The organism is Photobacterium sp. TLY01 (genome assembly GCF_021432065.1).
Taxonomy (GTDB): Bacteria; Pseudomonadota; Gammaproteobacteria; order Enterobacterales; family Vibrionaceae; genus Photobacterium; species Photobacterium halotolerans_A.
The window spans coordinates 693,007-718,719 of record NZ_CP090365.1 but is presented as its reverse complement, the minus strand read 5'-3'; the positions used below and the strand labels follow the sequence as shown (position 1 = coordinate 718,719).

At 50.1% G+C, this 25,713-nt stretch carries 26 protein-coding genes; 8 read left to right on the top strand and 18 right to left on the bottom strand.

Annotation, left to right across the window (positions count from 1 at the left end):
• Positions 1-511 precede the first annotated feature (511 nt).
• Both LN341_RS18770 and LN341_RS18765 read left to right on the top strand, forming a co-directional pair.
• Positions 512-2,437 (top strand): alkyl/aryl-sulfatase, encoded by a 1,926-nt coding sequence (locus LN341_RS18770; RefSeq protein ID WP_370643809.1) that lies wholly within the window; start codon positions 512-514, stop codon positions 2,435-2,437.
• Between the two features lie 9 nt (positions 2,438-2,446).
• Positions 2,447-2,908 (top strand): hypothetical protein, encoded by a 462-nt coding sequence (locus LN341_RS18765; RefSeq protein ID WP_234205166.1) that lies wholly within the window; start codon positions 2,447-2,449, stop codon positions 2,906-2,908.
• 51 nt (positions 2,909-2,959) lie between these two features.
• Here LN341_RS18765 and LN341_RS18760 read toward each other — a convergent pair whose 3' ends face one another.
• The 6 genes from LN341_RS18760 to LN341_RS18735 all read right to left on the bottom strand — a co-directional run bounded on the left by LN341_RS18760 (position 2,960) and on the right by LN341_RS18735 (position 6,738).
• Positions 2,960-3,436: a GNAT family N-acetyltransferase gene (locus LN341_RS18760; protein ID WP_234205164.1), complete on the bottom strand. Its 477-nt coding sequence runs from the start codon at positions 3,434-3,436 to the stop codon at positions 2,960-2,962.
• Positions 3,437-3,549: 113 nt separating this feature from the next.
• Positions 3,550-4,287: an SDR family NAD(P)-dependent oxidoreductase gene (locus LN341_RS18755; RefSeq protein WP_234205162.1), complete on the bottom strand. Its 738-nt coding sequence runs from the start codon at positions 4,285-4,287 to the stop codon at positions 3,550-3,552.
• A gap of 261 nt (positions 4,288-4,548) precedes the next feature.
• On the bottom strand, positions 4,549-5,037 hold the full coding sequence (locus LN341_RS18750; RefSeq protein WP_234205160.1) for a GNAT family N-acetyltransferase: 489 nt from the start codon (positions 5,035-5,037) through the stop codon (positions 4,549-4,551).
• Between the two features lie 90 nt (positions 5,038-5,127).
• Positions 5,128-5,502 (bottom strand): nuclear transport factor 2 family protein, encoded by a 375-nt coding sequence (locus tag LN341_RS18745; RefSeq protein ID WP_234205158.1) that lies wholly within the window; start codon positions 5,500-5,502, stop codon positions 5,128-5,130.
• Positions 5,503-5,704: 202 nt separating this feature from the next.
• Complete coding sequence (locus tag LN341_RS18740) at positions 5,705-5,911, bottom strand: hypothetical protein (RefSeq protein ID WP_046219962.1); 207 nt, start codon at positions 5,909-5,911, stop codon at positions 5,705-5,707.
• A 38-nt stretch (positions 5,912-5,949) separates the two neighbouring features.
• Positions 5,950-6,738 (bottom strand): hypothetical protein, encoded by a 789-nt coding sequence (locus LN341_RS18735; protein ID WP_234205156.1) that lies wholly within the window; start codon positions 6,736-6,738, stop codon positions 5,950-5,952.
• Between the two features lie 293 nt (positions 6,739-7,031).
• Here LN341_RS18735 and LN341_RS18730 point away from each other — a divergent pair, with 293 nt between their 5' ends.
• The 3 genes from LN341_RS18730 to LN341_RS18720 all read left to right on the top strand — a co-directional run bounded on the left by LN341_RS18730 (position 7,032) and on the right by LN341_RS18720 (position 10,809).
• Entirely contained in the window at positions 7,032-8,021 is a 990-nt protein-coding gene (locus tag LN341_RS18730; RefSeq protein ID WP_120512298.1) for a GTP-binding protein, read from the top strand.
• A gap of 65 nt (positions 8,022-8,086) precedes the next feature.
• The gene (locus LN341_RS18725; RefSeq protein ID WP_046219965.1) at positions 8,087-9,469 is read left to right on the top strand and encodes a TldD/PmbA family protein; all 1,383 of its coding nucleotides are present in this window, start codon (positions 8,087-8,089) and stop codon (positions 9,467-9,469) included.
• Complete coding sequence (locus tag LN341_RS18720; protein ID WP_234205154.1) at positions 9,469-10,809, top strand: TldD/PmbA family protein; 1,341 nt, start codon at positions 9,469-9,471, stop codon at positions 10,807-10,809. The genes LN341_RS18725 and LN341_RS18720 overlap by 1 nt, the downstream gene beginning before the upstream one ends.
• A gap of 160 nt (positions 10,810-10,969) precedes the next feature.
• On the opposite strand, the gene LN341_RS18715 is transcribed toward LN341_RS18720, so the two are convergent.
• Positions 10,970-11,596 carry a LysE family translocator gene (locus LN341_RS18715; protein WP_234205152.1) on the bottom strand — a complete coding sequence of 209 codons (627 nt, stop codon included), beginning with the start codon at positions 11,594-11,596 and terminating at the stop codon, positions 10,970-10,972.
• A 235-nt stretch (positions 11,597-11,831) separates the two neighbouring features.
• Here LN341_RS18715 and LN341_RS18710 point away from each other — a divergent pair, with 235 nt between their 5' ends.
• Together LN341_RS18710 and LN341_RS18705 are read left to right on the top strand one after the other, a co-directional pair.
• Positions 11,832-12,323 carry an Lrp/AsnC family transcriptional regulator gene (locus tag LN341_RS18710; RefSeq protein WP_234205150.1) on the top strand — a complete coding sequence of 164 codons (492 nt, stop codon included), beginning with the start codon at positions 11,832-11,834 and terminating at the stop codon, positions 12,321-12,323.
• A gap of 238 nt (positions 12,324-12,561) precedes the next feature.
• The gene (locus LN341_RS18705) at positions 12,562-12,825 is read left to right on the top strand and encodes a hypothetical protein (RefSeq protein ID WP_234205148.1); all 264 of its coding nucleotides are present in this window, start codon (positions 12,562-12,564) and stop codon (positions 12,823-12,825) included.
• A 60-nt stretch (positions 12,826-12,885) separates the two neighbouring features.
• On the opposite strand, the gene LN341_RS18700 is transcribed toward LN341_RS18705, so the two are convergent.
• From LN341_RS18700 to LN341_RS18660, 9 genes are all read right to left on the bottom strand, one after another.
• Positions 12,886-13,893, bottom strand: a complete 1,008-nt coding sequence (locus tag LN341_RS18700) for a substrate-binding domain-containing protein (protein ID WP_046219970.1) — start codon at positions 13,891-13,893, stop codon at positions 12,886-12,888.
• 17 nt (positions 13,894-13,910) lie between these two features.
• The gene (gene rbsK / locus LN341_RS18695; RefSeq protein ID WP_234205146.1) at positions 13,911-14,843 is read right to left on the bottom strand and encodes a ribokinase; all 933 of its coding nucleotides are present in this window, start codon (positions 14,841-14,843) and stop codon (positions 13,911-13,913) included.
• A 226-nt stretch (positions 14,844-15,069) separates the two neighbouring features.
• A complete protein-coding gene (rbsB, locus tag LN341_RS18690) occupies positions 15,070-15,951 on the bottom strand; it encodes a ribose ABC transporter substrate-binding protein RbsB (protein WP_234206659.1) in 882 nt (293 codons plus the stop codon).
• A gap of 73 nt (positions 15,952-16,024) precedes the next feature.
• Positions 16,025-17,008 (bottom strand): ribose ABC transporter permease, encoded by a 984-nt coding sequence (gene rbsC, locus LN341_RS18685; protein ID WP_046219973.1) that lies wholly within the window; start codon positions 17,006-17,008, stop codon positions 16,025-16,027.
• A complete protein-coding gene (gene rbsA / locus LN341_RS18680) occupies positions 17,005-18,510 on the bottom strand; it encodes a ribose ABC transporter ATP-binding protein RbsA (protein WP_234205145.1) in 1,506 nt (501 codons plus the stop codon). Before rbsA ends, rbsC begins: the two co-directional genes overlap by 4 nt.
• Before the next feature lie 25 nt (positions 18,511-18,535).
• The gene (rbsD, locus tag LN341_RS18675) at positions 18,536-18,955 is read right to left on the bottom strand and encodes a D-ribose pyranase (RefSeq protein ID WP_234205142.1); all 420 of its coding nucleotides are present in this window, start codon (positions 18,953-18,955) and stop codon (positions 18,536-18,538) included.
• 392 nt (positions 18,956-19,347) lie between these two features.
• Positions 19,348-19,596, bottom strand: a complete 249-nt coding sequence (locus tag LN341_RS18670; RefSeq protein WP_234205141.1) for a hypothetical protein — start codon at positions 19,594-19,596, stop codon at positions 19,348-19,350.
• Positions 19,597-19,678: 82 nt separating this feature from the next.
• Positions 19,679-20,128: a thioesterase family protein gene (locus LN341_RS18665; RefSeq protein WP_046219977.1), complete on the bottom strand. Its 450-nt coding sequence runs from the start codon at positions 20,126-20,128 to the stop codon at positions 19,679-19,681.
• 346 nt (positions 20,129-20,474) lie between these two features.
• Positions 20,475-21,002, bottom strand: a complete 528-nt coding sequence (locus LN341_RS18660; protein WP_234205139.1) for a CbrC family protein — start codon at positions 21,000-21,002, stop codon at positions 20,475-20,477.
• A gap of 432 nt (positions 21,003-21,434) precedes the next feature.
• On the opposite strand from LN341_RS18660, the gene LN341_RS18655 reads away from it, so the two are divergent.
• Positions 21,435-22,502 (top strand): bZIP transcription factor, encoded by a 1,068-nt coding sequence (locus LN341_RS18655; protein ID WP_234206657.1) that lies wholly within the window; start codon positions 21,435-21,437, stop codon positions 22,500-22,502.
• 97 nt (positions 22,503-22,599) lie between these two features.
• Here the strand turns inward: LN341_RS18655 and LN341_RS18650 are convergent, their stop codons facing one another.
• Together LN341_RS18650 and hppD are read right to left on the bottom strand one after the other, a co-directional pair.
• Positions 22,600-24,087: a hypothetical protein gene (locus LN341_RS18650; RefSeq protein ID WP_234205137.1), complete on the bottom strand. Its 1,488-nt coding sequence runs from the start codon at positions 24,085-24,087 to the stop codon at positions 22,600-22,602.
• A 173-nt stretch (positions 24,088-24,260) separates the two neighbouring features.
• On the bottom strand, positions 24,261-25,340 hold the full coding sequence (hppD, locus tag LN341_RS18645) for a 4-hydroxyphenylpyruvate dioxygenase (RefSeq protein ID WP_046219981.1): 1,080 nt from the start codon (positions 25,338-25,340) through the stop codon (positions 24,261-24,263).
• Positions 25,341-25,713 lie beyond the last annotated feature (373 nt).

Genomic DNA, 25,713 nt, shown 5'->3' with positions numbered 1-25,713 from the left:
AGGATTCATGTTCATTCAGGTCCATTAATTAATATGTGGATGATTTACACCTGACTGGCGCTGCAAAATTAATAAAAATTTAATGATTCGTCATATATCAAATCAGCAAAGCTGACATTCTATTTTCAAATAGTTTGGATAAAATGTATTGGTTTAAGCACTAAATGAAGCGTTAATAACATGCGCTGATTTCATGCCCTCGCTTTTACGCAAATATTTTTCGTCAGCTGTCATCGATTAACCCCACTTGTTTTATGGTTGAAAGTAAGATCTCACTAAAAATTCATCGTCTGCAAGCTATCTTTTGTTATCAATAATCTTCACTTTATGTTTTCGATGACAGTGAGCAGCCCCACAAAGAACACATTGACAATCACATCTTATTCAGCTCATCAGATGTAACTTATTCATTTTTTAATCATATTTACACTCTGAAGTTTTTGACCTAATCTTAAACAGATTTCATTTCAGGAGAAATTGTATGAGACAGTTCGGAGTGTTGGGGTTGGCTATGCTGGTTGCACTGAGTGCTAACGCAGCAGATCCCAAAGATGCAACCAAAGCAACAATAGATATGAACAACCAGGTCAAAGAAGACTTGCCATTTAGCGACAAAAAAGATTTTGAAAATGCCCAAAAAGGATTTATTGCCAAACAAGATGTCGTCACCATCAAAAATGAGAAGGGCGATGTGGTTTGGGATCTCGAGGCCTATAAAAAATATATCGGCTTAGACAAACCATCTCCTGATACTGTAAATCCAAGTTTATGGCGTAACGCACAACTCAATATGATTAACGGGCTGTTTGAAGTGACCGATGGTATTTATCAGGTCCGCGGATACGACTTATCAAATATCACCTTTATTAAAGGGGATACGGGCTGGATCGTATTTGACCCGCTTATCTCTCAAGAAACAGCGAAAGCGGCGCTTGATTTCATTAACAAAGAACTCGGCGAGAGACCTGTCACCGGCGTTTTCTACAGCCACAGCCACATTGACCATTTCGGTGGTGTACGAGGGATTGTTGATGAGAAAGACGTAACCTCGGGCAAAGTTCCGATTGTTGCTTCGCTTGGGTTCACCGAACATGCTGTGTCTGAAAACGTCATTGCAGGGAACGCAATGGGACGAAGAGCGGTGTATATGTATGGCGCACTTCTTCCAAGAAATGAGAAAGGTGGTGTAAACGGCGGCTTGGGGCAAACGACTTCAACAGGCGTTGCAACCATGATCAAACCGACAGACATCATTAAGGAAACCGGGGAAGAACGTACGATTGATGGCGTGAAAATGGTTTTCCAGTACACGCCAGGTACAGAGGCCCCAACTGAAATGAATATCTGGTTCCCGGATAAGAAAGCACTTTGGATGGCCGAAAATACCACCAACACAATGCACAACATTCTCACCCTTCGCGGCGCACAGGTTCGCGATGCACTGAAATGGTCAAGCTACTTGCAAGAAACCATTGATATGTGGGGCGATGATGTCGAAGTGAAATTCCAAAGTCACCACTGGCCCATGTGGGGTCAAAAAGACATCGTTCAGTACTTTAAAAAACAGCGTGACATGTATAAATACACCCACGACCAAACTGTCCGCCTGATGAACCAGGGCTACATAGGCTCAGAAATTTCAGAGATGATTGAGTTCCCGGATGAGATTGGGAAAAGCTGGAGTTCCAGAGGCTATTACGGCACGTTGCGCCACAACAGCCGAGCGGTCTATCAGCGTTATATGGGTTGGTACAATGGTAATCCGTCAGACCTGAACAACCTGCCGCCAGCTGACGCAGCAGTGAAATACGTCGAGTATATGGGTGGCGAACAAGAGGCTATCAAGAAAGCGCAAGCTGATTTTGATAAAGGGAACTACCGCTGGGTTGCAGAAGTGCTGAAACATGTTGTATTCGCGAACCCGGAAAGCGAAAGCGGTAAAGCACTGCTCGCCGATGCTTACGAACAAATGGGTTATCAGGCAGAATCTGGCCCCTGGCGCTCTGTCTATCTGCAAGGTGCTTATGAGTTAAGAAACGGAACCCCGAGTGCCGGTGGTACAACTACCGCTTCTCCTGACATTATTAAAAACATGCCACCAGAGATGCTATTTGACTACCTGGCGGTTCGAATTCTACCGGAAAAAGCAGCCGGCAAAGCATTTGCCATGAACCTTAACTTCACCGATCTCGACGAGAAATACACATTGTATGTTGAAAACTCTGTGCTCAATCATACGAAAAAGCTCGCCGAAAAACCTGATGTGTCTTTGGAGCTGACCAAAGCCGTGTTAGACGATGTACAACTCGGTAATATCACCTTAGAGAAGGCGATAGCTGACGGAACGATCAAGTTAGATGGTGATCCGAATGTGTTGAAGGACTTTGTTGCTATGCTGGATAACTTCAACTTCTGGTTCAATATCGTAACACCTTAGGGAGCAACTATGTTGAAGCATGTCATTACCTGCATTGCTTCTGGTGTTATCGCGTTCGCAAGCCCAACAAGTTGGGCTTGCTCTTATGATGGGTTGTTTACCAACCCATTTAGCGAAAGCTATCCCGGAGCGTTAGATGTATCCATTGCGACTCAGTTAGCCATTCGCTCTCAGTCGATGAAACCTCTGGAAACCATTGATGGGCAAGCTGGGCTAAGAAGAGCCAGTTGGTGGTTGAATCTGATGGTGAAAACATACCCGGAACTACCGTCCGGCTCTTATGTATACGTGGTAGATCGCCAGTTGTGGTCACGCATTCATGAGACAAATCATTCAATTGAAGTTCATGTGCCCCCACCGGCCGATAGTGCAAAAGTCCTGCAAATTTCCGAAGCCGCACTGCACAATTTGATTTCTAATCAGATAACGTTGGACCAAGCGCGCACGCTTGGCGTATTGATTGAAACTTAACCACTTTGGCCTTGTTTGTGTAGTGGTCCATTAAATTTGGCCACTACATCCTTACCTGCCCAGACAATCAGCGACGTTGAGCTCATAAGTTGTGAACCTATCGCCTAACATCTCCGTTGGGAACACGCTTTGAGATAATTTACGTAAGAACTCATATTCAGGGCGTGTGTGCAGTAAGTGGATATAAACGACTTCATGGCCAAAATCATGAGCCCATGAGATTAGCGATCTAAAAACCCTTTTCCCAATGCCCCAACTGCGGTCATCAACGACTATGGCTATCTCATACCCAAGCTCTGATAATTGTATTCCACACCAACCGACTAATTCGTCATCGACGGTGATGGCTCTCACGATACACCCTTCAAGAGCATCAATGTCGAGCTTGTCGCGAATCCACTTTTCTGCAAGATCAGAATCAAACGCATCATGAGTCATGAGGTGCTTTCTGGTACTCGCTTTATTGAGTATGGGAATGAACTTGTCTGATTCTATTTCATCAAGAGACACATACTGAAGATTACGCATTCATCACCATTTCGCCTAAAGAATGACAACACCATCTCATCTGCTTTGCCAACTCTCGTAAAGCCGGATAAAAACAATCGTCCGCGCGACACTTATCATTATCTGTTATCCACCTATACCAACGATAGCCCACCATCTACGACCAGCGTATGCCCCACAATGTAGCTGGCTTTCTCAGATAATAAAAATTCAATAGCATTGACGATTTCGTCAGTATTGGCAAAACGCTGAATCGGCACAACGTTGGACACATCTGCTCGGATATTGGGGACATCAATCTGCCGCTCCTCCCAACGAGGCGTCCAAGTCACACCGGGAGCAACGGCATTAATACGAATGCCTGAGCTTACATTTTCCAAGGCCAATGACCGTGTCAGTCCTTCTAGGGCATGTTTGGCTGCACTGAACATTGAAGCATTCGGCGTTGGCCTCAAGCCATTTACTGAGCTGATATTGACAATAGAAGCGCCCGTATTCATCAGACTGATTTCGTGCTTTAAACACAAAGCCTGCGACCAGAAATCCACCGTCAGCGTTTCTCTTAACAATGAGGTATCAACTTCATGGAAATTTCCTCTTGAGGAAAGAGCGGGTGATGCATTATTCACTGCAACATCCAGTGAACCGTACTTAGCACTGATATGACAGAACAAATTTTCAAGATCGGATTCAACGGATATATCTGATTGTTGATAATCCACAACGCTCAGTTCAGGAAATATCTCGAGTACAGTTGCCCAGGTGTCTTGTGAGCGAGAACATGTGATCACCTTATACTCTGACTTTACCAGACGCCTAACGGTCTGAAGTCCAATTCCCTTTGTTCCTCCCGTTACTAAAGCAATTTTCATTTTCGACTTCCTTTTCATATATTTCGATTAACGGCTAACGAATGACATGGCCTTCACCTCATCAGGCGTTGTCACACACTCGTTAAGCCTGCTGAATATTAAGCAAAAATCTGGTAAATGCACCAACGTCGCTCCTAGCTGAATTACCACTGATACTGTCACAGCACAACTGTTAATCAAATTATTCACCGTATTTCGATGAACACCCATCGCATCTCTAGCACATCAGATGTAGTACCCTAAGGTCGATATGATGTGGGTCTAAGTCAGTATTAATGCCATTTGAATGGAGTCGAAATACTGTTCATCGAATTTCATTGCATTTTTCTTGATTGCTTCTTGAACAAATCCATGTTTTTTATACAAGCCAAGTGAAGCTAAATTGTCGGCTCTGGTTTCTAGCTCTATGCGAGTTATTCCTTTCAACTTCGCTTTTTCAATACAAGTAATTAATAATTTCTCTCCCACACCTTGCCCCCGAAAATCAGGATGAACGCCCATCCCTAAATTACCGCGATGCCTTAATGTCGGCGCCCAATGCGAAAATATATCAGACCAACCAATGACCTTATCACCATCAAGTGCCACAAATTGAATTGCATCTGACTCAACACTTTGTTTCACAAACCCTTGAATTGTTTCTAATGATAAAGCTTCAGTCTGAGCAAGGTATCGCTTTTCTTTGGCAACAATATCTAAGCAACGATGAAAACTTTCTGCATGCTCCTGCTTTATAAGAGAAATCTCCATATCTCTTCCCTCTTACCATTTAACCAATACTGCTTCGGACTTGTTCAACACCAGATAAAGTGCCAACTACACGACTCTAATCTTTATCTGTTACGAGATAATAGTCGATTGCGCTGAAATGAGCTGCCACTGGTTGTTTTGCTTCAGCCAAACGCGAGAGAAAGCAAAAACACCATTGGCTACAGCGCCATCATATTTCCCTTGAATGTCTGCGTTTACATGAACCAAAGCGATATTTCCTTGCGGCACCACCTGCAGATCACACAGTTCGATAGAATCAATGGTTAACAGACCAGAACGGTGCAAGGCAATATCATCTTGTTTTGATACCCGTTGGCCAAAATGATTAATAAATACCAGACTATCGGAGAGCAAATCAGTTAATGCACCAGTATCTGAGCTGAGCATTGAAGCCTTCAGTTTTTCCTCAACAGCAAAAATTTCCTGAACTACGTCCCTTTCCATACGAACAACTCCCTATTCTTTTCTTTGTATCACACAGCCAGCACACGCGGCTTTGCATCAGAGACAAGGATTATACGTTTCACGCCGCTGTCTGACTGCTCATGTCGCACATCATATGCATAAAATAGAATATATTCAGTGAGTGGTTTCACTGAAACAGACAATCTCTGTCTCGTTCATACCAGATATTGAATTTTTAATTTCAGTAATCCCCCAAACCAGGGAAAAATTCAGGACGAATTTTCAGGTTGTCGGTGCCGGTAGCGTCTAAAATCGGCCCGGACCATACATTTGTGCCAGCAAAGGGTATCTGGCGCGCATCCGAAAATGGTGAGACTTTCGCCAAAAAAAGCGCGACATACCAACGCGATTTCATATCTGCACGCTCAGCCACCAAGAGCAAAAACAATCACCACTCCAGCCACCTTTCGAGGACAGAACCAGACATTAATTGCCGGGCTTGTCCCCATCCATGCCGTTGCGCAGATCAACCATCGACTGCTGACTTACCTTAATTAACCCGCTTTGCGGCCGGTTGAGATCAACCACCAGCGTCACCAGCACCGCAAACGCAAGCAGGAGCGGGATCACTGCAATCAGCCGTCGCTTACCGGAGTAACCCACTTGCGTGCCCAGCGCAATCATGGCGAGTGCTGTAATGGCTGCCAGGGCTACCCAGATGCTGGCAGGAATCCGGCTCCGTAATGCTCCTGTCACCCTTTTTTCATGCATATCGATCAGGTCATTGGTCGCCTGAACCATCAGCGATGTCAGTGGACTTGGATGGGCAATGGCAGCCGTTGAAACTGCATCCCAAAGCAGGCGATGGATGACGAGTGATTCTCTCAATGCTTCATTGATATCACCGCCGTTGGCCGCGTCGAGTCGGATATCGACATAAGATTTGAGTAATTCTTTCACGATACGTTCAGAGGATTTATCCAACAGATCCGCCCGCAGATAAGCGGTGCCGATCACATTGGCTTCCTCAAGCACATTACCTCGTCGAACTTCGTGCTGAGAAGAGGCAATGGAAAACGTAAACGCGAGCACGAACGCCAGCATCCCCAGCAACCCGCCCACCATGGATCCAAGCGGACCGGGAACGTCTCTATCTTTTCGGGCAAAAGCATGACGGCCAAACTGAAAGCCAATTTCGCAGAACAGCAACATCAGCAAAGCAATGCCGACAAAGATCAGAGTAATCGGCAGGGATTCAAACAGCTCGCCATTCATGGGCCACTCCTGACACGGGTGCGACTGAATACCGCAGCCGGGGCAACTGAATTTGCCACCGGCTGTTCTATCATCATTATTGATTAAGCATATGCCGCAAATTCCAAAGGTAGCAAAAGGATTTCACCCGGGATGACCGGCACACAAACACACTGACAGACCGGCCATTTTTGCTTCACTCAGCAGACAGGATTGACCCAAGGCCGAAGAAACCCACACAGTTTCCTTCAATTCACGGCCTGCCATACAGTATGATGACCCCTAACTTAGTGATGCGGTAAAACGGATTCTCAATGACTATCAGCAAACCTATCCCGACCAATATCATCACCGGCTTTCTGGGTGCCGGTAAAACAACCGCGATACTGTCGCTGCTGGCGCGCAAACCCGCCGATGAGAAGTGGGCCATCCTGATCAATGAGTTTGGTAACGTAGGTGTCGACGGCGCCATGCTCGACCAGCAAGGCGCCATCGTCAAAGAAGTGCCGGGCGGCTGTATGTGCTGTGTTGCCGGACTGCCGATGTCGGTGGGTATCAATGCCCTGCTGGCCCAAAAGCCGGATCGCCTGCTGCTGGAGCCCACAGGTCTGGGTCACCCGAAGGAGATCATCAATAAACTGACCTCTGACAGCTATGCCAAATACATCGATCTGAAAGCGACGATCACCCTGGTCGATCCGCGTCAGTTTTCAGACAGCCTGTATACCGACAACCAGAATTTTCAGGATCAGATCGCGCTGGCCGATGTGCTGGTTGCCAATAAAATTGATGCCTGTAGCGATTACGATTTACTGATGTTTGAGCAATACGCCAGCGAGTGCGAGCCTGCCAAACAAATGATCACTCAGGTGGAACAAGGGCAGCTTGACTTGTCGCTGCTGGAACAGCCTCGCATTGCACGTCAAGCCGCGCACAGTCATCACCATCATCATGACGACGAGGCCGCACCATTGCCGGGATTAGAGCTGGCTCCCGGTGAAACATTTATCCGCAAAGAAAACCATGGCCAGGGCTACCACAGTTGCGGCTGGTTCTTTGCAACCGATCTGCAGTTTGATTTTTCCCAGCTGTTTACTCTGTTTACGAACCTCAATGCCCAGCGGGTGAAAGCCGTGGTCAACACCGAGCGCGGATGTTTTGCGTTTAATGTGGTCAATCGGGTAGTCTCAGTGAATGAACTCACTCTGGAAGGGTTTGAGTCCCGCATTGAAGTCATTGATAAAGACATACTGCCTTGGGATGAGTTAGAAGAGATTCTGGTCTCTTTAACAAAAAAAGCCTGATACCGACTATTATTTATCAATGCTTTGGGATCAACTTGCCACCTGAATTTACGCAAGGAGCAATTATGCTAAACCCCTCAACGGCGAAAGCCGTCATCGACCATGCACTGTTTCTCGGCGCCGATTTTGCCGAGCTGTTCGTCGAGCACCATCAGTCAGGCTCTGTCGAGTTCAATGCCGGTGATGTCGATAAAATCAACGGCGGGATCGATTTTGGCATCGGCATCCGTCTCTTCTTCGGCCACAAAGTGCTGTACGGTTACACCAACAGCACAGAAGAAGAAGAACTGAAACGTGTGACCAGTCTGCTGGCTGCCAAAGATAACCGCGATCAAATCGTGCAGGCATCCGCACTGAATTTCAGCCAGCTGACCGACAGACACCCTGTTCGTCAGCCTCTGTCGCAAGACGCCAATCTGGAAGCTAAAATCGCCTTCCTGCGTGCCACCGACAAAGCGGCCCGCGCCGAAAACGATAAAATCGCCCAGTTCATTGGCCGTATTCTGCAACGTCAGCAGCAGGTGGAAATTTTTAACTCCAATGGCCTGCACACCGGTGACACCCGACATTACACCCGCATTGCTGCGACTGCTGTCGCGCAAGACGGCAGCGAGCAATCGACCGGCTTTGAAGCACCGGGGGCACTGACCGGCTGGGAATTTAACACCCGCATCGATCCCACATCGCTGGGCCAGCAAGTGGCGAAACAGGCAATGATCAAGCTGACGGCCGATAACTGCCCGTCAGGCGAAATGCCAGTGATCATCGGGAACGGCTTTGGCGGCGTAATTTTCCACGAAGCTTGCGGACACCTCCTTGAAACGACTTCGGTAGCCAAAAAAGCCTCAGTCTTCCATGACCAGATGGGCGAAATGATTGCCAACCCTGCAGTCAGCGCCGTAGATGACGGCACCATGGCAAATGAATGGGGTTCTATCAATATTGACGATGAAGGCATGCCAACCCAACGTACCCAGTTGATCAAAGACGGCAGACTCACCAGCTTTATGGTCGATCAGATGGGTGCAAAGAAAACCGGTTTTGCACCGACTGGCTCCGGACGCCGTGAATCCTACAAGTTCGCGCCGACCTCCCGCATGCGCAACACCTTCATCGAACCGGGTGACAGCAGCCTGGATGCGATGATCGCCAGCGTCGAAAAAGGCATTTTCGCCAAGAAAATGGGCGGCGGCTCTGTGCAGCCAGGTACGGGCGAGTTCAACTTCGCGGTGCAGGAAGCCTATTTGATCGAAAACGGCAAAATTACCCGTCCGCTGAAATCCGCCACCCTGATCAGTACCGGGCCGAAGGTACTGAAAGAAATCAGTATGGTCGGACAGGATTTCGAACTGGCAGCCGGAATGTGCGGCTCAGTCAGCGGCTCAGTTCCAACGACAGTCGGCCAGCCGGCATTAAAAGTAGACAATATTCTGGTGGGAGGTAACTAATGGCGGATCAACATACCCTGCAACACGCCATGGAACAGGTCCTGGAACTGGCAACCTCAGCCGGTGCCCAAGCCGATGTCCTTGCCAGCAGCAGCCATAACCTGTCACTGAAAGCCAACAACGGCGAACTGGATGAATACAAAGTCACGTCCGGTCAGGTGATTGGCGTCCGCGTTGTCAAAGATGACAAAGTCGCTACCAGCTACTCGGAATCCCTGCATCCTGACAGCCTGAAGCTCATGGTTGAGCAGGCACTGCAAAGCGCGCAGTTCACCAAAGCAGATGCCCATCAGCGTATCCAGGCCAAAAACAGCCGCTTAACCACGGATTCACCTGAGATTTATCAGCAAGACGATGTCGATATCGAGCAGAAGATCGCACTGTCGCTGGCGCTGGAAAAAGGCGTGATTGAAAAAGGGGCTAAAAGTGCGCCTTACAATGGCTTTGGTGAATCCGACAGCCTGAGCATGCTGGCCAATACACATGGTGCATTCTGCCAGCATCAGGAACGTTCCACTTACTGTTACACCTATGCACTGATTGATAAGGATGGCAAACAAGCCATGCATGGTGGCATGTCATCCGGACGCCGCTTTGCCGAGCTTGACCCGAACTATTGCATCAATCACGGCGTCGACACGGCGCTGGCACTGCTGGACGGCGGCCCTGTCGCGACTGGCAAGTATGCAGTTATCTTCAATCTGAGTGAACTGAGCAGCCTGTTTGGCGCCTTTGGCATGTGCCTGTCCGGTCAGTCAGCCATGAAAGGCATTAACCCGTGGCGCGACGCTTTGCATCAGCAAGTCGCCAGTTCGCTGCTGACGGTCAGTGATCTGGCCTATGTCAAAGGCGGCTCTGCCATCAAAGCCTTCGACAGCGAAGGTTTTGCCACGCAGGACACCATACTGATCGGTGAAGGTCAGTTGCAGAGCCTGCTGCATAACAGCCATACCGCCAGCTACTTCAATATCGCCAATACCGCCAATGCTGCCCGTTCAGCCAAAGGGGGACTGGGTGTTTCTTCACGCCACTTGGTGATTGCCGAAGGCCGGAGCAATGACGCCGAAGTCACTGCAGGTGAATATCTGGAACTGGTTGAATTGCAAGGTGTACACTCAGGCGCAGATGCCATCAGCGGCGACTTTTCTTTCGGCGCCAGTGGCTTTCTGTGTCGTGACGGCAAGCGCATCCAGCCAGTCCGTGGCATCACAGTCGCCGGTAACTTTTACCAGATGATCAAAGCGATTGATGCGGTCGGTAATCAGCTTGAAAATGACTACGAGCGTGATTTCTTCGCACCCAAAATTCGTTTCAGCGGATTGAGTATTGCGGGTAAATAATCAGACTGGCTGAAACCTTAGCCTGATCAAAAAGACCTCATCAAATTGATGAGGTCTTTTTTTATGCGTGACCCGTTTTCCTGCTTTTCTCAAAGCCAGTGCTTACCTGGCCCAGTTTTACCTGACCCAGAGTTTACCTGACATATAGCAGGGCTGTGCTTCAGACCATGCGTGCCGTCATACTGACAGCGGCCAAAAACATAATGACTCCCGCCCCCTTAAACAGCCAGGTCTGTGCCTGAGCGCTGGCGAGAAAACGCCGGATTTTCAGCGCACCAACAATAAATACCGCGCCGACAAAGACGAGAACCAATACAGTCAGCGGCACTAAAAGCAGTCCCCAGGTTTGGAAAGACACAGCATCCAGGGTGATCACGAGCGGCAGAATGGCCAGATAAAAAGCGATGGTTTTCGGATTCCCCAGAGTAATCGTTAAACCGGATAGCCAGGCTGCCGTCAATTCACGCTTATTCGTCTGTTGATCGATGTTGATGGCTTCCGGATTATGATTCCAGAATTGCCAGGATAACCACGCCAGATACAGAGAGGCACACCAACTGACTGCAGTGAACAAGCCGCCGTAACTATGGGCAACAACAGCAAGGCCAAACACGGCAAAAGACAGATAAATTAAATCCCCCAGAATTAACCCGCTGAGCATGGTAAATCCGGTCACCGCACCGCCACGTACACTGTGCGCAACCAAGGCTGTCATGCCGGGGCCAGGGATCGCTGCCGCCAGCATCAGTGCTGACATATATGCCAGGATTTGCGTTGTCTCTAACATGAAAATATTCCTTTCAATCAATTATCTTTCTATTGATACCGTTTCAAAGATCAGCAGATGCCTGCAGAAAACTGTGTGACTCACGACGCCAGTAAACCGCCTCTCTGTCAGGTCGATCAATCACACAGTGTGAAATAGTATGCATTTTATAATCAGAAATGTGTTACCTATATCGCTTCACATTCAAGCTAAAAAAGGTAGAGTCTTGCTTAATAGGCACCTTGAGAGAAAAAAATTGACCAAATCAATGCTGAATCAGACAGATATTAAGATCCTGAGCCTTTTGCAAGATGATGCACGTATCACCAATCAGGCACTGGCAGATAAAATCGGCCTGTCGTCTTCTCCCTGCTGGCGTAAAGTCCGTAAGCTGGAAGAGGATGACATCATTCAGGGGTACAGGGCTGTTCTGGACCGGAGGAAGATTGGCTTAGGCGTGATGGTATTCGTTCGGGTGGCCATTGACAGTCACAGCGAATCGGAAGCCAGAAAGTTTGAGGAAGAAGTGACCGCACTGGAAGATGTTGTTGCCTGTTACAGCATAGGCGGTGATGCCGACTTTCTGATTCAGGTTGTTTCCCGCGATCTCGATTCCTATGCCGACTTCGCGATGTCAACCATACGGCGTTTACCAGGCATTAAAGAAATGCAGAGTATGTTTGTACTGAAAGAGATGAAGCCGTTCACCGCATTTCCAATTAAAAATTCTCAAAAAGCAAAAGGATAGACGCTGTTTGCCTGTCGGATTTCGTTTCTGGCCTCTGTTTTTCGCTCAATAGACGGGAACAACAGAGGAATTTTTGAAGTGAGCCGCAAAAATATCTAAACCAAATAGAAATCAAGTTGCATATCATTCATTGTTCTCAGTGTTTCTCGTTCATTGTTCTTTATTTTTTATAAAGTTTCCAATAACGCTCTGGTTAATTGAAATTTAATCAAAATAATCCACTGAAATGGGGTGATAAATGGAAAGCTTGCTCTCTCTGTTCTTTTCGGCTTATCTGGTCCTTGGCATGGCGGCAACACTGTATGCCATCGGTTTCTTTTTTGTGTCCGGTTTAACCCTCTTCGATCAGGGAAAAAAACGACCGATGCCATTTCGCTTTCAGTGCAGCTATATCTTTGTCATGCTCCTGATGATGCCAGTGTTTTATCTGATCTTTATCCAAGAGATTTTGTCACTGCCGCGCCACTATCAGGCACAGAAACACACAGCAGCAAAATCGTAAATATCATCGGGCTGATATTATCATTCAGCCTGATTCATCCTGAGCATATTGCAGATGCCGTCAGTTTCCGACGCGCCGTACACTTTTTCGTACCACCAGTGTCGGTTCCAGCTGTACTACTTGTGGCTCGGTGATCTCTTTATTGATGCGTTTGAGCAAAGTCTCGACAGCCGCCTGCCCTAAGCGGTATTTCGGCTGATGAATGGTGGTCAGTGATGGGGTCATAAATTTTGCGATATGGATATCATCGTACCCGATGAGGGAGAGATCCTCCGGGATCCGAATCCCTTTTTCATGCGCGGCATTAATGATCCCCATCGCCATCATATCGTTACACGCAAAAATGGCACTGGGTAACGAGCCGCTGGCAAAAATTTTGTTGAAAGCCTGGTAACCGCCTTCAGATTCAAAATCAGACTCCACAATCCAATCACGATGAAACGCCAGTCCGGCTTCATTCAGTGCTCGCTTAAAGCCTTCATAACGGATCTGCGCCTGATGTTTCATCAAAGGGCCGGTAATACAGCCAATCTCATGGTGACCGCAATCAATCAGATATCGGGCGGCCAGATAACCGCCCTGGTAAGAATTGTCCTGAATTTTATCACTGGCAAAGGACATTGGGCCCCAGTCCATCACCACCACAGGAATATCTGGATAGCGTTCGAAAACGTCTATCTGCTCACCTTCCAGTGTCGAACACATCAACAGGAGCCCATCAACGCGCTTTTGCAGCAGTGTATCAATGGATGCTTTCATGCGCTCACTGTCCCCTTCGGTGTTACACAGAATCAGGTTATACCCTTTCTGATAACAGCTGCGTTCCACCCCTTTGACCACTTCACCGAAAAATGGGTTGGTAGAGGTTGTGACCAGCATGCCGATGGTCTGGGTGCGATTGACTTTGAGACTGCGGGCCAGCGCAGAAGGCGCATAGTTCAGTTCTTTCGCTGCCCGGTTAACGCGCTCTGCGATTTCGTCGCTGACAAAACGCGATTTGTTGATTACATGGCTCACAGTTGAAGTCGACACGCCTGCCAGTCTTGCAATATCTTTCATCGTGGCCATGTATTTTTCCTGTGTGATTAATCAATGATGGCGAAACGCTCCGCCAGAAACGCATCCACTTCAGCACGCGTTGGAATAGACGTCTGGGCACCAAAGCGGGTGACGGAGATAGCAGCAGCGGCATGTGCAAACCGAATGGCTGATTCTAAAGACATTTCTTCCAGTAAACCAGTCACCAGCGCGCCGTTAAAGGTATCACCTGCCGCCGTGGTATCCACGGCATCGACTCTGTACCCGGGAATGAGCTGACCCCGTCCATTCTGGCTCAGCCAGACACCTTTTGCACCCAGCGTAATCAGCACGATTTCGATGCCCTTGCGGTGCAATTCGTCCGCCGCAAGCTGAGCAGACGAATTATCCGTTACCGTCACTCCGGTCAGCACTTCTGCTTCTGTCTCATTCGGGGTGATCACATCTACACATGCCAGCAGGCTGTCGGGTATTTCCCGGGCAGGAGCGGGATTTAAAATGACATTGGTTTGATGGGCTTTTGCTTCACTCGCTGCCCGTTCAATGCCCTCAAGCGGTGTTTCCAGTTGCATCAGCAGAAAACGCGCCTGACGAATATTTTCCAAATCAGGTTCTATGCGCTCTGCTGTCAGCTGCGCATTGGCTTCCGGTGACAGACAGATCGTATTTTCACCACTGTCTGCCACCTGAATCATCGCAATACCGGTCGGGCAATTCGGCTGCATCTTGACGCCAGAGGTATTGATCCCATCGTGCTTAAAGCTTTCCCGGATATGAATACCGAATGCATCATCGCCCACACAAGCAATAAAGCCGATATCTGCGTTCAGCCGCGCTGCCGCAACCGCCTGATTGGCGCCTTTTCCACCGGGAATCACCTGATAATCGCGACCATGCAGCGTTTCACCCGGACGGGGAAAAGCAGGTACGCGAAGAACATGGTCCGCATTCACACTGCCTAAAACCACTAATTTATTCATAGCATTATCCTGGCCGAACATTAATCCACTAAAACTCTTGTACCGCCCCTCCCCTTACCAAGAGGAGGGAATATTCAGTGCGTGCAGCAAACGCTGTACTGTCCCTCCCCCTTTTCAAGGGGGAGGCTAGGAGGGGGTTACTCGGGCACACAATCCAAATCTGTGCACATTTCACGAACCCCACCCTAACCCTCCCCTTGCCAAGGGGAGGGTATATTCCTAATGTTTACTGCTTCGCAACCACTTTCAGCGGTACAGGTATGTATTTTTCCACCGACTCACCTTTCAGCACTTTCACCGCGGTTTCCACGCCCAGCGCACCGATTTGATCCGGCTGCTGTGCAATCGTCGCCGCCAGCTTACCGCGGTTCACCGCAGCAATGCCGTCGTCTGTGCCGTCAAATCCGACAATCATGACTTGCTTGCCAGACGCCTGAACGGCGCGCAGCGCACCCAGAGCCATTTCATCATTCTGCGCAAACACAGCCTGTACATCCGGGTTTGCCGCCAGCAGATTTTCCATCACGTTCAGACCTTTGGTGCGGTCGAAATCAGCAGGCTGGCTGGCCAGCAGATCCATCTGACTGCCCTTCACCGCTTTCATAAAGCCTTCGCCCCGCTCGCGGGCCGCCGAAGTGCCGGCAATGCCTTCCAGCTGAATGACTTTGGCCTGCTCACCGACTTTTTCCATGATGTACTTGCCTGCCATTTCACCACCGGCAACGTTATCAGACGCAATATGACTGATCACCTCACCCCGGCTGGCACCCCGGTCCAAGGTCAGAACCGGAATATCAGAGCGATTTGCCATGCGAATCGCATTTGATACGGCATCCGAATCCGTCGGGTTGATCAGAATCGCCTTCACACCGCGAACTGTCAGATCTTCCACATTCGACAGCTCTTTACTCGGGTCATTTTGCGAATCCAGTACGATCAGGTCGTAACCCAGCTCTTTTGCTTTGGATTCCGCACCGTCTTTCATGGTCACGAAGAAAGGATTGTTCAGCGTGGAGACCACAATCGCCAGTGTGTCCTGCGCCTGTGCAGACACAGAAACGGTGGAGGTCAGCAGTGCAGCAGAGATTAACGTTGCCAGTTTTTTCATCATCATGATCCTTTGTGTAGGGGGAACCGGTACACGTCACCCGGCTCTCTTGTTGTTCGTAAATCCTCTGGATTTACTTGTTTTTATTGTCCACCAGCACAGCCAGCAAAATCACAACTGCTTTGGCAATCATCTGGTAGTAAGAAGACACATCGAGCAGGTTCAGGGCGTTATTCAAAAAGCCGATGATCAACGCACCAATCAGAGTACCCATAATCCGGCCCTTCCCGCCCATCAGGCTGGTGCCGCCCAGCACCACAGCGGCAATGGCGTCCAGTTCGTAGCCCATGCCCGCCGTCGGCTGTGCCGAAGACAGACGCGAGGTGACAATGATGCCCGCCAGTGCGGCCAGCAGACCACAGATCGCGTACACACCGATCTTCACCCGATCCACATTGATACCGGACAAACGGGTCGCCGACTCATTCCCGCCGAGCGCATACACATAGCGGCCAAAACGGGTGTGATTGAGCAGATACCAGGCCGCTGCAAACACCACCACCATCAGCCAGACCGGCACCGGAATTCCCAGTGCATAGCCGGTGCCAAACCAGGCAAAAGCATCCGCGGTATCGGTGAAGCCAGTCGAAATCGGACGACCGTCGGTGTACACCATGGTGACACCACGCAGCAGCGTCATGGTGACCAGAGTGGCAATAAACGCCTGCACTTTGCCCTTGGCAATGATGATCCCGCTGACAGCACCCAATGCAGCCCCGGCGAGCAACGCTGTCGGCACGGCAATCAATACCGGTACTTCCATCGCAATCAGGCTGGCGGCAAACGCGCCGCATAACGCCAGGACCGAGCCGACGCTCAGGTCGATCCCCGCCGTCAGAATGACCAGCGTCATGCCCACCGCGATAATGGCGTTCACCGAGGTCTGGCGCAGAATATTGAGAATATTATCTGCGGTGAAAAAGTTCGGATTCAGAAAGGACACCACAGCAATCAGTAACAGCAGAGCAATCAGCGATTTCTGCTCAATCAGCCAGGCTTTACTGAACCACTTTTTCTCGCGGGTTTCGGTCGGTTGACTCAAGGTTTTGGTACTCATGCGGCTTCCCCGTTAATCATTTTGCCGACAGCACAGGCCAGCAGTTTTTCCTGATCGGCATCTTTTGCATCAAATTCGCCGCTGATCCGGCCTTCATGCATCACCAGAATCCGGTCACTCATGCCAAGAACTTCCGGCATTTCGGAAGACACCAGAATGATGCTCATGCCTTCGGCTTTGAATTGATTGATCAGCTGATAGATTTCTTTTTTAGCGCCAACATCGACGCCTCGTGTCGGCTCATCCAGAATCAGGACTTTTGGCCGGGTCATCAGACCTTTGGCAATCGCCACTTTCTGTTGATTCCCGCCCGACAGATTGCCGATGATCTGATCCCGACCCGGCGTTTTAATGTTGAACAGGCGGATAAAATCCTCCACAGCGATGGCTTCATCGCCATGCTGGATCTGAACGCCTTTGCTCAGTTGTGCCAGCGCGCACAGGGACATGTTTTCTTTCACCGACAAGCCCAGCACCAGGCCATCGCCTTTGCGATCTTCCGAAATATACGCGATACCATTGGCCAGTCCGTCCTGTGGGCTGACCGGATTGATGGTTTTGCCGTTCAGGTTGATCACGCCCCGCTCGCTTGGCAAGGCACCATAAATCACCTTCATCAGTTCTGTCCGGCCTGCGCCCATCAGACCAGAAATGCCCAGAATCTCCCCGCGTTTGAGGGTAAAACTCACCTCGTGAACGCCGGAGCCGGTCAGGCCCATGACCTCAAGGCAGGTTTCGCCATGCTGGACCGCAATGCGCGGATACTGCTCTTCCAGTTTTCGACCGACCATCATTTCAATCAGGCCGTCTTCATTGGTGTCGGCCACCCGGCATTCCCCAATGAATTTGCCGTCCCGCAGGACGGTAATGTCGTCACAGATTTCGAAGATTTCTTTCAGGCGGTGCGAGATATACACAATGCCGCAGCCTTGCGCGCGCAGTTCATGGATCACCGTGAACAGCGAGGCGGTTTCGGTATCCGTCAACGCGTCGGTCGGCTCATCCATAATGATGACTTTCGACTCGAACGACAGCGCCTTAGCGATTTCGACCATTTGTTGCTCGCCCAGACTCAGATCACCCAGTAAGGTTTTCGAGCTGTGTTTCACATTCAGCCGGGCCAGCAGCCGATCGGCCTCAGCGTACATCCGGCCCCACTGAATGCGGCCCAGCGGACCGGTGAATTCACGACCGAGAAAGATATTCTCGGCAATCGTCAGTTCAGGGATCAGATTCAGTTCCTGATGGATAATACTGATCCCCGCCTGCTGGGAATCCCGCGGCCCTTTGAACGCCGCAGTCTGCCCCTGATAGTGAATGCTACCCGCGTCTTTGCTGTAGATCCCGGTCAGGACTTTCATCAGGGTCGATTTTCCGGCACCGTTTTCTCCCATCAGTGCCATCACCCGTCCCGGATAGACATTCAGGCTGGCTTTATCCAGTGCCTTCACGCCCGGAAAGGCTTTTTCAATGTCACTGAGCTGTAAAATGGCTTGCGTCATACGCCGTCCTCAATGATTGCAGTGGTCAGAACACCACACCGGCCTGAAAAATCACGTTCGCATACGGAGTACATTCCCCGGTCCGGACCACGGCCCGGCTTTGATGCGTGCGTGCCTTAAAGGCCTCGTGCGACAGATAAGACACGGTGATTTCACGGCCACTGCGCATTTGCTCTTCATGCAGCGTTTCAATCATGGCCTGATGCAGTGCAGGACTGACCTGTCGGAATTCTTCCGCCATCACCACACCTTCAATTTGCGACTCAGACAAGAAGGTACGAACGGTTTCGATAAAACCAGGCACACCATGGGTCAGTGCCAGATCGATCCGCTGAACCGGTTGCGGCAGCGGAAGCCCTGCGTCACAGATGGTCACTTCATCGGTATGTCCCAAAGTCGCAACCAGATAGGACAACTCGGCGTGCAGTAGGGTACTTTTTTTCATTCTTCAACACCTTGACTTGGCAATCACTGGCTTCACGTCATGAAAGAGCCAGGAAAATCTTCTAACGTCGTTAAAATATCGGTTTATCTGTCGCAACACAGGCAGTGAGGCATTTCGGTTTCCCGGCTTTTTTATAATTGGGAAAAGCCATCGAAACGTTTCGACGAATTCTAATCAAGTTTCATTTCTTTGCAGCAGGCGAAAAGATGAACTGTGATTGGGATCGTCAGAACTATCAGTAAGAGGCACCAAAAAGGTGATCTATATCGTGGTCAGGGGAGTAAGGTGTAGCAAGAGAATCAACAAATCGCAGAGACAAACACGGTGTTCAGAAGGTGATTCGGGGACTTTCCTGCTTGCAGCTTATTGAGTTGCGGCGGCGGACAGGCTTTTCAGCCGATGGCCGAATATGGATCGAGCAGGTAATACGCAGTCACGCATGCCGAGCCGAGCTCAGGTTCAAGATAATTCTGTACACTTTCTACCGAATCCGCCTCCCAGATACAGCGACAGCAATGCTCGTCTTTATCCAGTAGTGCTGTTTGTAAACGCATGCCCGCAGGGGGTTGCCCCAGCGCCGGGCCGGCTTTTTGCGAAAACGTGTCCAGATCCGTGATCTTGTGCTCTGTGGCAATAAACATGAAAGACTCCTTATTCGCCCTTCTTCTGATTATAGAAGCGGAATCAGGCGTCTTTCTTTTTCATTCAATGTCATTACTCAAATCAAGCGTTAGCGGGTAATTCCTTGCGTGCTTCTATCGCTTCGATGGTTTCGCGGAGCTGAGGAGAAATTTTAGCTTTGCTGTTGTTTTTGAAATCAAACATCACAACCTGAGCGGTGCCACGGGTTGTGATGGCGCCCATTTTCTGACTGAAAATTTCGTATTCCATGGTGAAACGATCATCTTCCATTTTGGTGACGCGGGAACCGACCAGCAAAGTATCAGGATACGTGACAGGCAGACGGTAACGGGCGCTGGTCTCGCTCAGTACCGGGCCGATGCCGGTATCTTTGATATCGTCCATCAGCGCTGCTTCTTTGAAGTAATCCAGACGGGCGGTTTCGAAGTAACGAAAATAAACCACATTGTTCACGTGATTCAGGGCGTCCATCTCCCCCCAGGCCACCGGAATTTCTGTGACGACAGGGTAGTGTTGAAGAATTGCGTCCATGTTGGCTCCCAAAGGCAAGTATGTTGTGTTAGAGCATTTAATCTAACCGTTTTGCAACATAACAACAACATCGAACCACAGAAATGAGAAGTAGACAATGACGCTTCTCTGATCACACCGGTTACCGCGACTGATCTGTTCCCTCCCCTTGTCAAGGGGAGGGTCAGGGTGGGGTTCGTGCAGCGTGCACAGGCTTGGAGATTGTGCCCCCGGTAACCCCCTCCTGGCCTCCCCCTTGAAAAGGGGGAGGAATCGTGCTGAGTTTGCTGAAGCACTACAATCCCCTCCCCCATACAAAGGAGAACAAGAAAGTTTTACGGGGCTGATCAGAACACCGTGTTCACAATCAAAGAAAATCCATGCCGTAGAGAATGTCACCGCAATGCCGGCATCTGAATTTATACACTGCCGGGTTGCCGCCTTTTTCGTAGTTATCCAGGATGTCCTGCCATAAATTCGCTTTGAGCATATGACGGCTCAGAAATGCCTGTAACGCCTGTCCGCTTAAGGCTTTCAACTCATCATGTTCGGCAAAACCATGGAATTCGCAGGCATCGCCACAATGATCAAGCCAGACTTCCTGACGCCAGGACTGATAGCCAGGCGTACGCTGGCAAACCTCAGCAATGACTTCCCGCTTCAGACCAGCGCCGTCCAGCGGAAAATCATCAGAATAAGAGGCTTTGAATTCTCTGGCTGCCGAGCCATCGGCGATGCACCAGGGGCACAGCCATTCGACATCGCGCTGGGAATAAATACTACCGCTATACAGATAACCACGCGCCTCGCCACAGCAATCGCACACTTTCATGCTTTTCACTACAGCACCAGTCGCCAGCGGATCAGGGTGATAGGTGAATTTCGGAAGAGTCACTATTTGTATTCCTTTGTCTTAACCGATGGCTTGATAGCCATTCTTGTCATACACACCAAAGTGAAGCGCCACTCTGGCATCAATCTTATGCGGCAAGATCAGGTGAACATTTAGCGACAAAGTGAGGTTCAGGCCTTGCGCAGCGCCATTTCCGAAGCACGATCACTTTTTAAACAACGCGGCAGTGAAGCCCTGAGCGCAGAGATGGACAAGCTTTCACCAGTTATGACAACGCTGTGCAAATTTCCGGCTCAAGACACGCATCGCGCCCTTTTTCATGCCGCGTGCCCCGGATTTTCCGGTATCCTAGCGCGCTCATTCATCACTCTATTTCTGGGCTGTACGCCCTGCCGGCAATAAAACACGATTATGGTTTCAGACAACGCTTTACCCGGACCAGGCACTGTTCGCTTTCCAAAAGGCCGGTTCGCCATGTGGACGGTATACAGCTTTACCAGTGCTTCCATTCTGGCTTCCATCATTTTTTCACTGCTGCTGTTTTTGTCTATCGACGATAATCCGGTGATGCAGATCCTCTTCGGCGGCCTGGCGGTTATTTTCGAGCTGGGTAAATTTTTCGCCTGGTATGAATTTGGCGAACGCCGTGCCAGACGCAGCTACACAGGCGCTGCCTGCGCGTTTGCGTTTTACTCGGTGCTGGCGGCGATCTCCATCGGCGGTTCGGTTGGCGGGATTCAAAGTGCGACCAATCAGGCCCAGAGCCATGTCACTGTACAGCAAAGCAAAATCAACGCCTATAACATGCAGATTGACGCGATTGAAAAGCAGATCGAACTGAATAACGAAGCGGCGCAGAAGTACATCAAAATGGAGCGTATCGCCACCGGCGTCACCCGGATTCAGCGAGAGAACAGCAAGCTGCGTGAGCAGCAGCAAGCACTGGCGATGGAGCGGGACAACCTGCCTGTGGTCAGCCAGGGCTCAGTGCTGGGTTTGATTGACGGTCTGGCCAAGACCCTGAATGTCAGTAACGAGGCCGCGCAACTTGGGCTGGTGATTTTCCTCTCGGTTCTGCTGGATTTCTTTGCCGCTTTTTTTGTCGGACTGATTGGTGAAGAGCTGCGTTTTCGTCAGCAATTTAACCAGCGCCATGCGATTTACGTCTCCGACACGACCGTCAGGAAATCTGCCGCAGGTTCCAACCCGCCAAAACCTGAAAATAACCCGGAAAGCGACGATACGGACACCGCCAGCATCGCCACACTGGCCATTGACGCTGCCCGTGAATCTCAGTCTGCTGGTGCCGAAGAAGCGGCGCCTCTGTCGCCCTACGATCGTGTGGTTCAAGCCCTGGCCTCTGATTCGGTCAGTTGCTCAAAGCGGGCCATTATTCGGGCGCTGAAACTCTCAGCGGATGAAGTCGATGCCGTGTTCCACCGGATGATGGGTGAAGGCCTGGTCAGTAAGAAACCGAACCACCATTTCCAGTGGCACGGGTTGCAGACTCAGGCGGACACTGCTGGGGAACTGCAGGGCTAATTATCCCAAACAGCCTGACAAGCCGATACTCCGAAGGCTATCCACAAAGAATCAATTGACACAGCGGGCGCCCAGGCGCTCGCTTGCTGTGAGTTGATCACAGACCATCCCTCTGCTGCCTTCCTGCCCTCTCCTCAGGTCGCTTAAAAAAGGTTTCAAAGAGAAAAGCTTCATCAAAGTGACGCTTGCCAATGAACGCAGTCGCATGATGGCCCAGCTGGCGTTGTGTCCCCGGCGATTTCACCCCGAGCGGCCAGAGATAAAACCGCTCTGCCCGCACACTGGCCGGTAACATGCCCTGTGGGTTGAACAGGCTTTTATTCTGACTTGGGGCGGCAGGCAGGCTGCGTAACTGCTCGTAAGGCAGTACAGTCAGTGAACGCGTGCGAACATCATGCCGCAGCCATTGCACGTCTTTCACCATATGCTCGCCAGCGGATAAGGTGACCCCCAGCTTATCTGTCTGTTGCCCGGCATAGACTTGCAGGGTAACCGGCCACTCCTCCTTGTTGTCCGTTGCTGCAAATCGCAGTGTCGGTGACAGGGCGAACACCATGTGATAACAGCCACAATGGTGAATACTGTCCAGAATATATGGCTGGCCGTCAGCATCCAGTGTCAGCCGGATCAGTACGCCATCAAACCGGCCTGCATAAGGGTCGAATCCGGAGCGCGCAGTCCGGTTAGCAAACCACAGGCTGTAGTTCAGTTGCATCAGGGTCTGACCATAAAAGCGGGTATAGCTGACATGGGTATACAGAGTCGGTTTCCGGGAAACGACCGCAGGCTGACTGGCCGTGACATATTTCACCTGACCGGGAAAGTCATCCCGCGAGCGGGTTTCGACCTGAATCACCGGCGCATAATGGTTCAGCAGACGCTGCTGTTGCCCTGCGCTTAGCTGAGGCCATGACAGTGCTGAACGCGCCCTTGCCTGGCGAAACCAGGCCTGTATCTGTGAACGATTCAGGGATGACTTGTCATCAGGTGCGTACCGGATCGCATCCCCCTCGACCGGCTGAATAAAATGGCTGATCAAGCGCCGTTTTTCTTTGTCGACTGAAGGTCTGGCAAGGTGCTGTGTGAGCGGATACAAACCCAGTACCCGTTGCCAGCTCGAATAACCAGACACTGGCTGAGGCGGCTCCGCGATTAAAACAGACCAAAGCGCAGGCTGATACAGACTTTGACTAACCAATTGCGCCGCGCACTGTTCGAGCTGGTTGAACGCATAAGCTGAGTTATCCGGCAGGTTCTGATATTCCGCCTGCCGCTGTACAGCGGCCTGGTGTGACACATAGTCCAGCCATTGGCGCTTGCTGTCGCGGCCCGTCAGCTCAAATAACCAGGACAGACTGAAGCGGTCGAAAGCCAGGTGGGGAAATCTCGGATCCCATGCCAATTGCGCATCCTGCACGCCCTGTTGCTGCACCGTGCGCTTAAAGTCGGTGAGCAGATCCACACAACCGGCCTGCGATTGGGTGTAGATTTGCTGCTGGGCCGGAATGGCGTCCGGGATTGGCTCGGGCAAGGATGTACAGGCTGCCACCAGCAGGAAAGGCAACAGAGTCAGCAAACGCATCATATCCCCTTCTCCTGATGCTCCCGGTGATGATAAAAAACTGAATCCGACTCCTGTAAGTGAAGCAGAGAAACGCCAAGTTGGATGCCGGTACCTGTTTTCAGACAAACAAAAAAGCCCGCACCTGGCCGTGCGGGCTTACTCATATTCTTAATTTAGTCAGTAAACGGAGACGGTTAAGCGTTATCCGGCACCTGAATCACACCACGGCGAATCTGATCCAGTTCAATCGACTCAAACAGCGCCTGGAAGTTACCTTCACCAAAGCCTTCATTACCTTTACGCTGAATAATTTCAAAGAACACAGGACCAATGACAGTATCAGTAAAGATCTGCAGCAAAATGCCGGTTTCATCCCCATCAATCAGGATTTTCAGATCCTGAAGCTTCGCCAGATCTTCCTGATGACCCGGAATACGCTTGTTTACCCCTTCATAATAAGTATCCGGGGTATCCATGAAGGCCAGACCGTTCTTCTTCAGACGTGACACTGTCTCGAAAATATTGTCCGTGCTCAACGCGATATGCTGAATGCCTTCACCATTGTATTGATCCAGATATTCTGCAATCTGTGACTTGTCGTCACTGGATTCATTGATTGGAATACGGATTTTGCCGCATGGCGCGGTCATGGCGCGAGACAGCAGACCGGTCACTTTCCCTTTGATGTCAAAGTGGCGAATTTCGCGGAAATTGGCAATGCGCTCATAAAAGCCCGCCCACAGATCCATGTTCCCTTGCTTCACGTTGTGCGTCAGGTGATCCAGGGTATGTAAACCAGCATCCTGACTGGCCAGGCGCTCCTGATAATCCGGGTAATAGTCGAAATCGATCTCATAGATATCGTGCTCGCCATAGCGATCAACCAGGTAGATCAGCGATTCACCAATCCCGTATACAGCCGGAATGTTCAGCTCCATCGGGCCGGCCTGAGCAGGACAGGCTGTCGCGCCGTTTTTCACTGCATGTTCCAGCGCATGGGTCGAATCTTTCACACGAAACGCCATCGCGTTCACGCTTGCTCCGTGCACACCGGCAAAACCAGCTGCCTGAGAGTGTTGTTCGCCGTTCACGATAAAGTTGATGTCACCCTGACGGTACAGCCAGACTGATTTATGTTTATGCTTGGCAATTTCAGCAAAGCCCATCAGCCGGAACAGGTTTTTCAGATTGGCAATCCCCTCTGGCGTCGGCGCGGTATACTCAACAAACTCGAAGCCGTCCGTGCCCATAGGATTTTTCATCATTTCACTCATCCGTATATCCTCACATATTGGTTACTTAGCTGACGCCTGTTCAGCGATTTCTTACCTATAGAATTAGCACCACAGCGAGGGGTTGAGAAGCCAGTTGTAAAACTAAGGTTAACGTGATGTAAAAATAGTTTGTAAAGCCTGCTTGCCAGCCATTCATGCAGGCTGAGAGACGAATTCATGACAGGCAATGAGAACAGCGTAAGAACCTGAGACACCATGAAATCAAGCCATTTCATAAAATTGAAAAATAGTGTAGAAAGCTTTACATAGGCGTATGCGCTGGAGTACTGCTCAGAAGCAGGCAGCAGAAGAAACACACGCTCTGCCCGGACAATCAAAACCGGCGCTCGTGTGACTCTGGCAAGATCGAAAG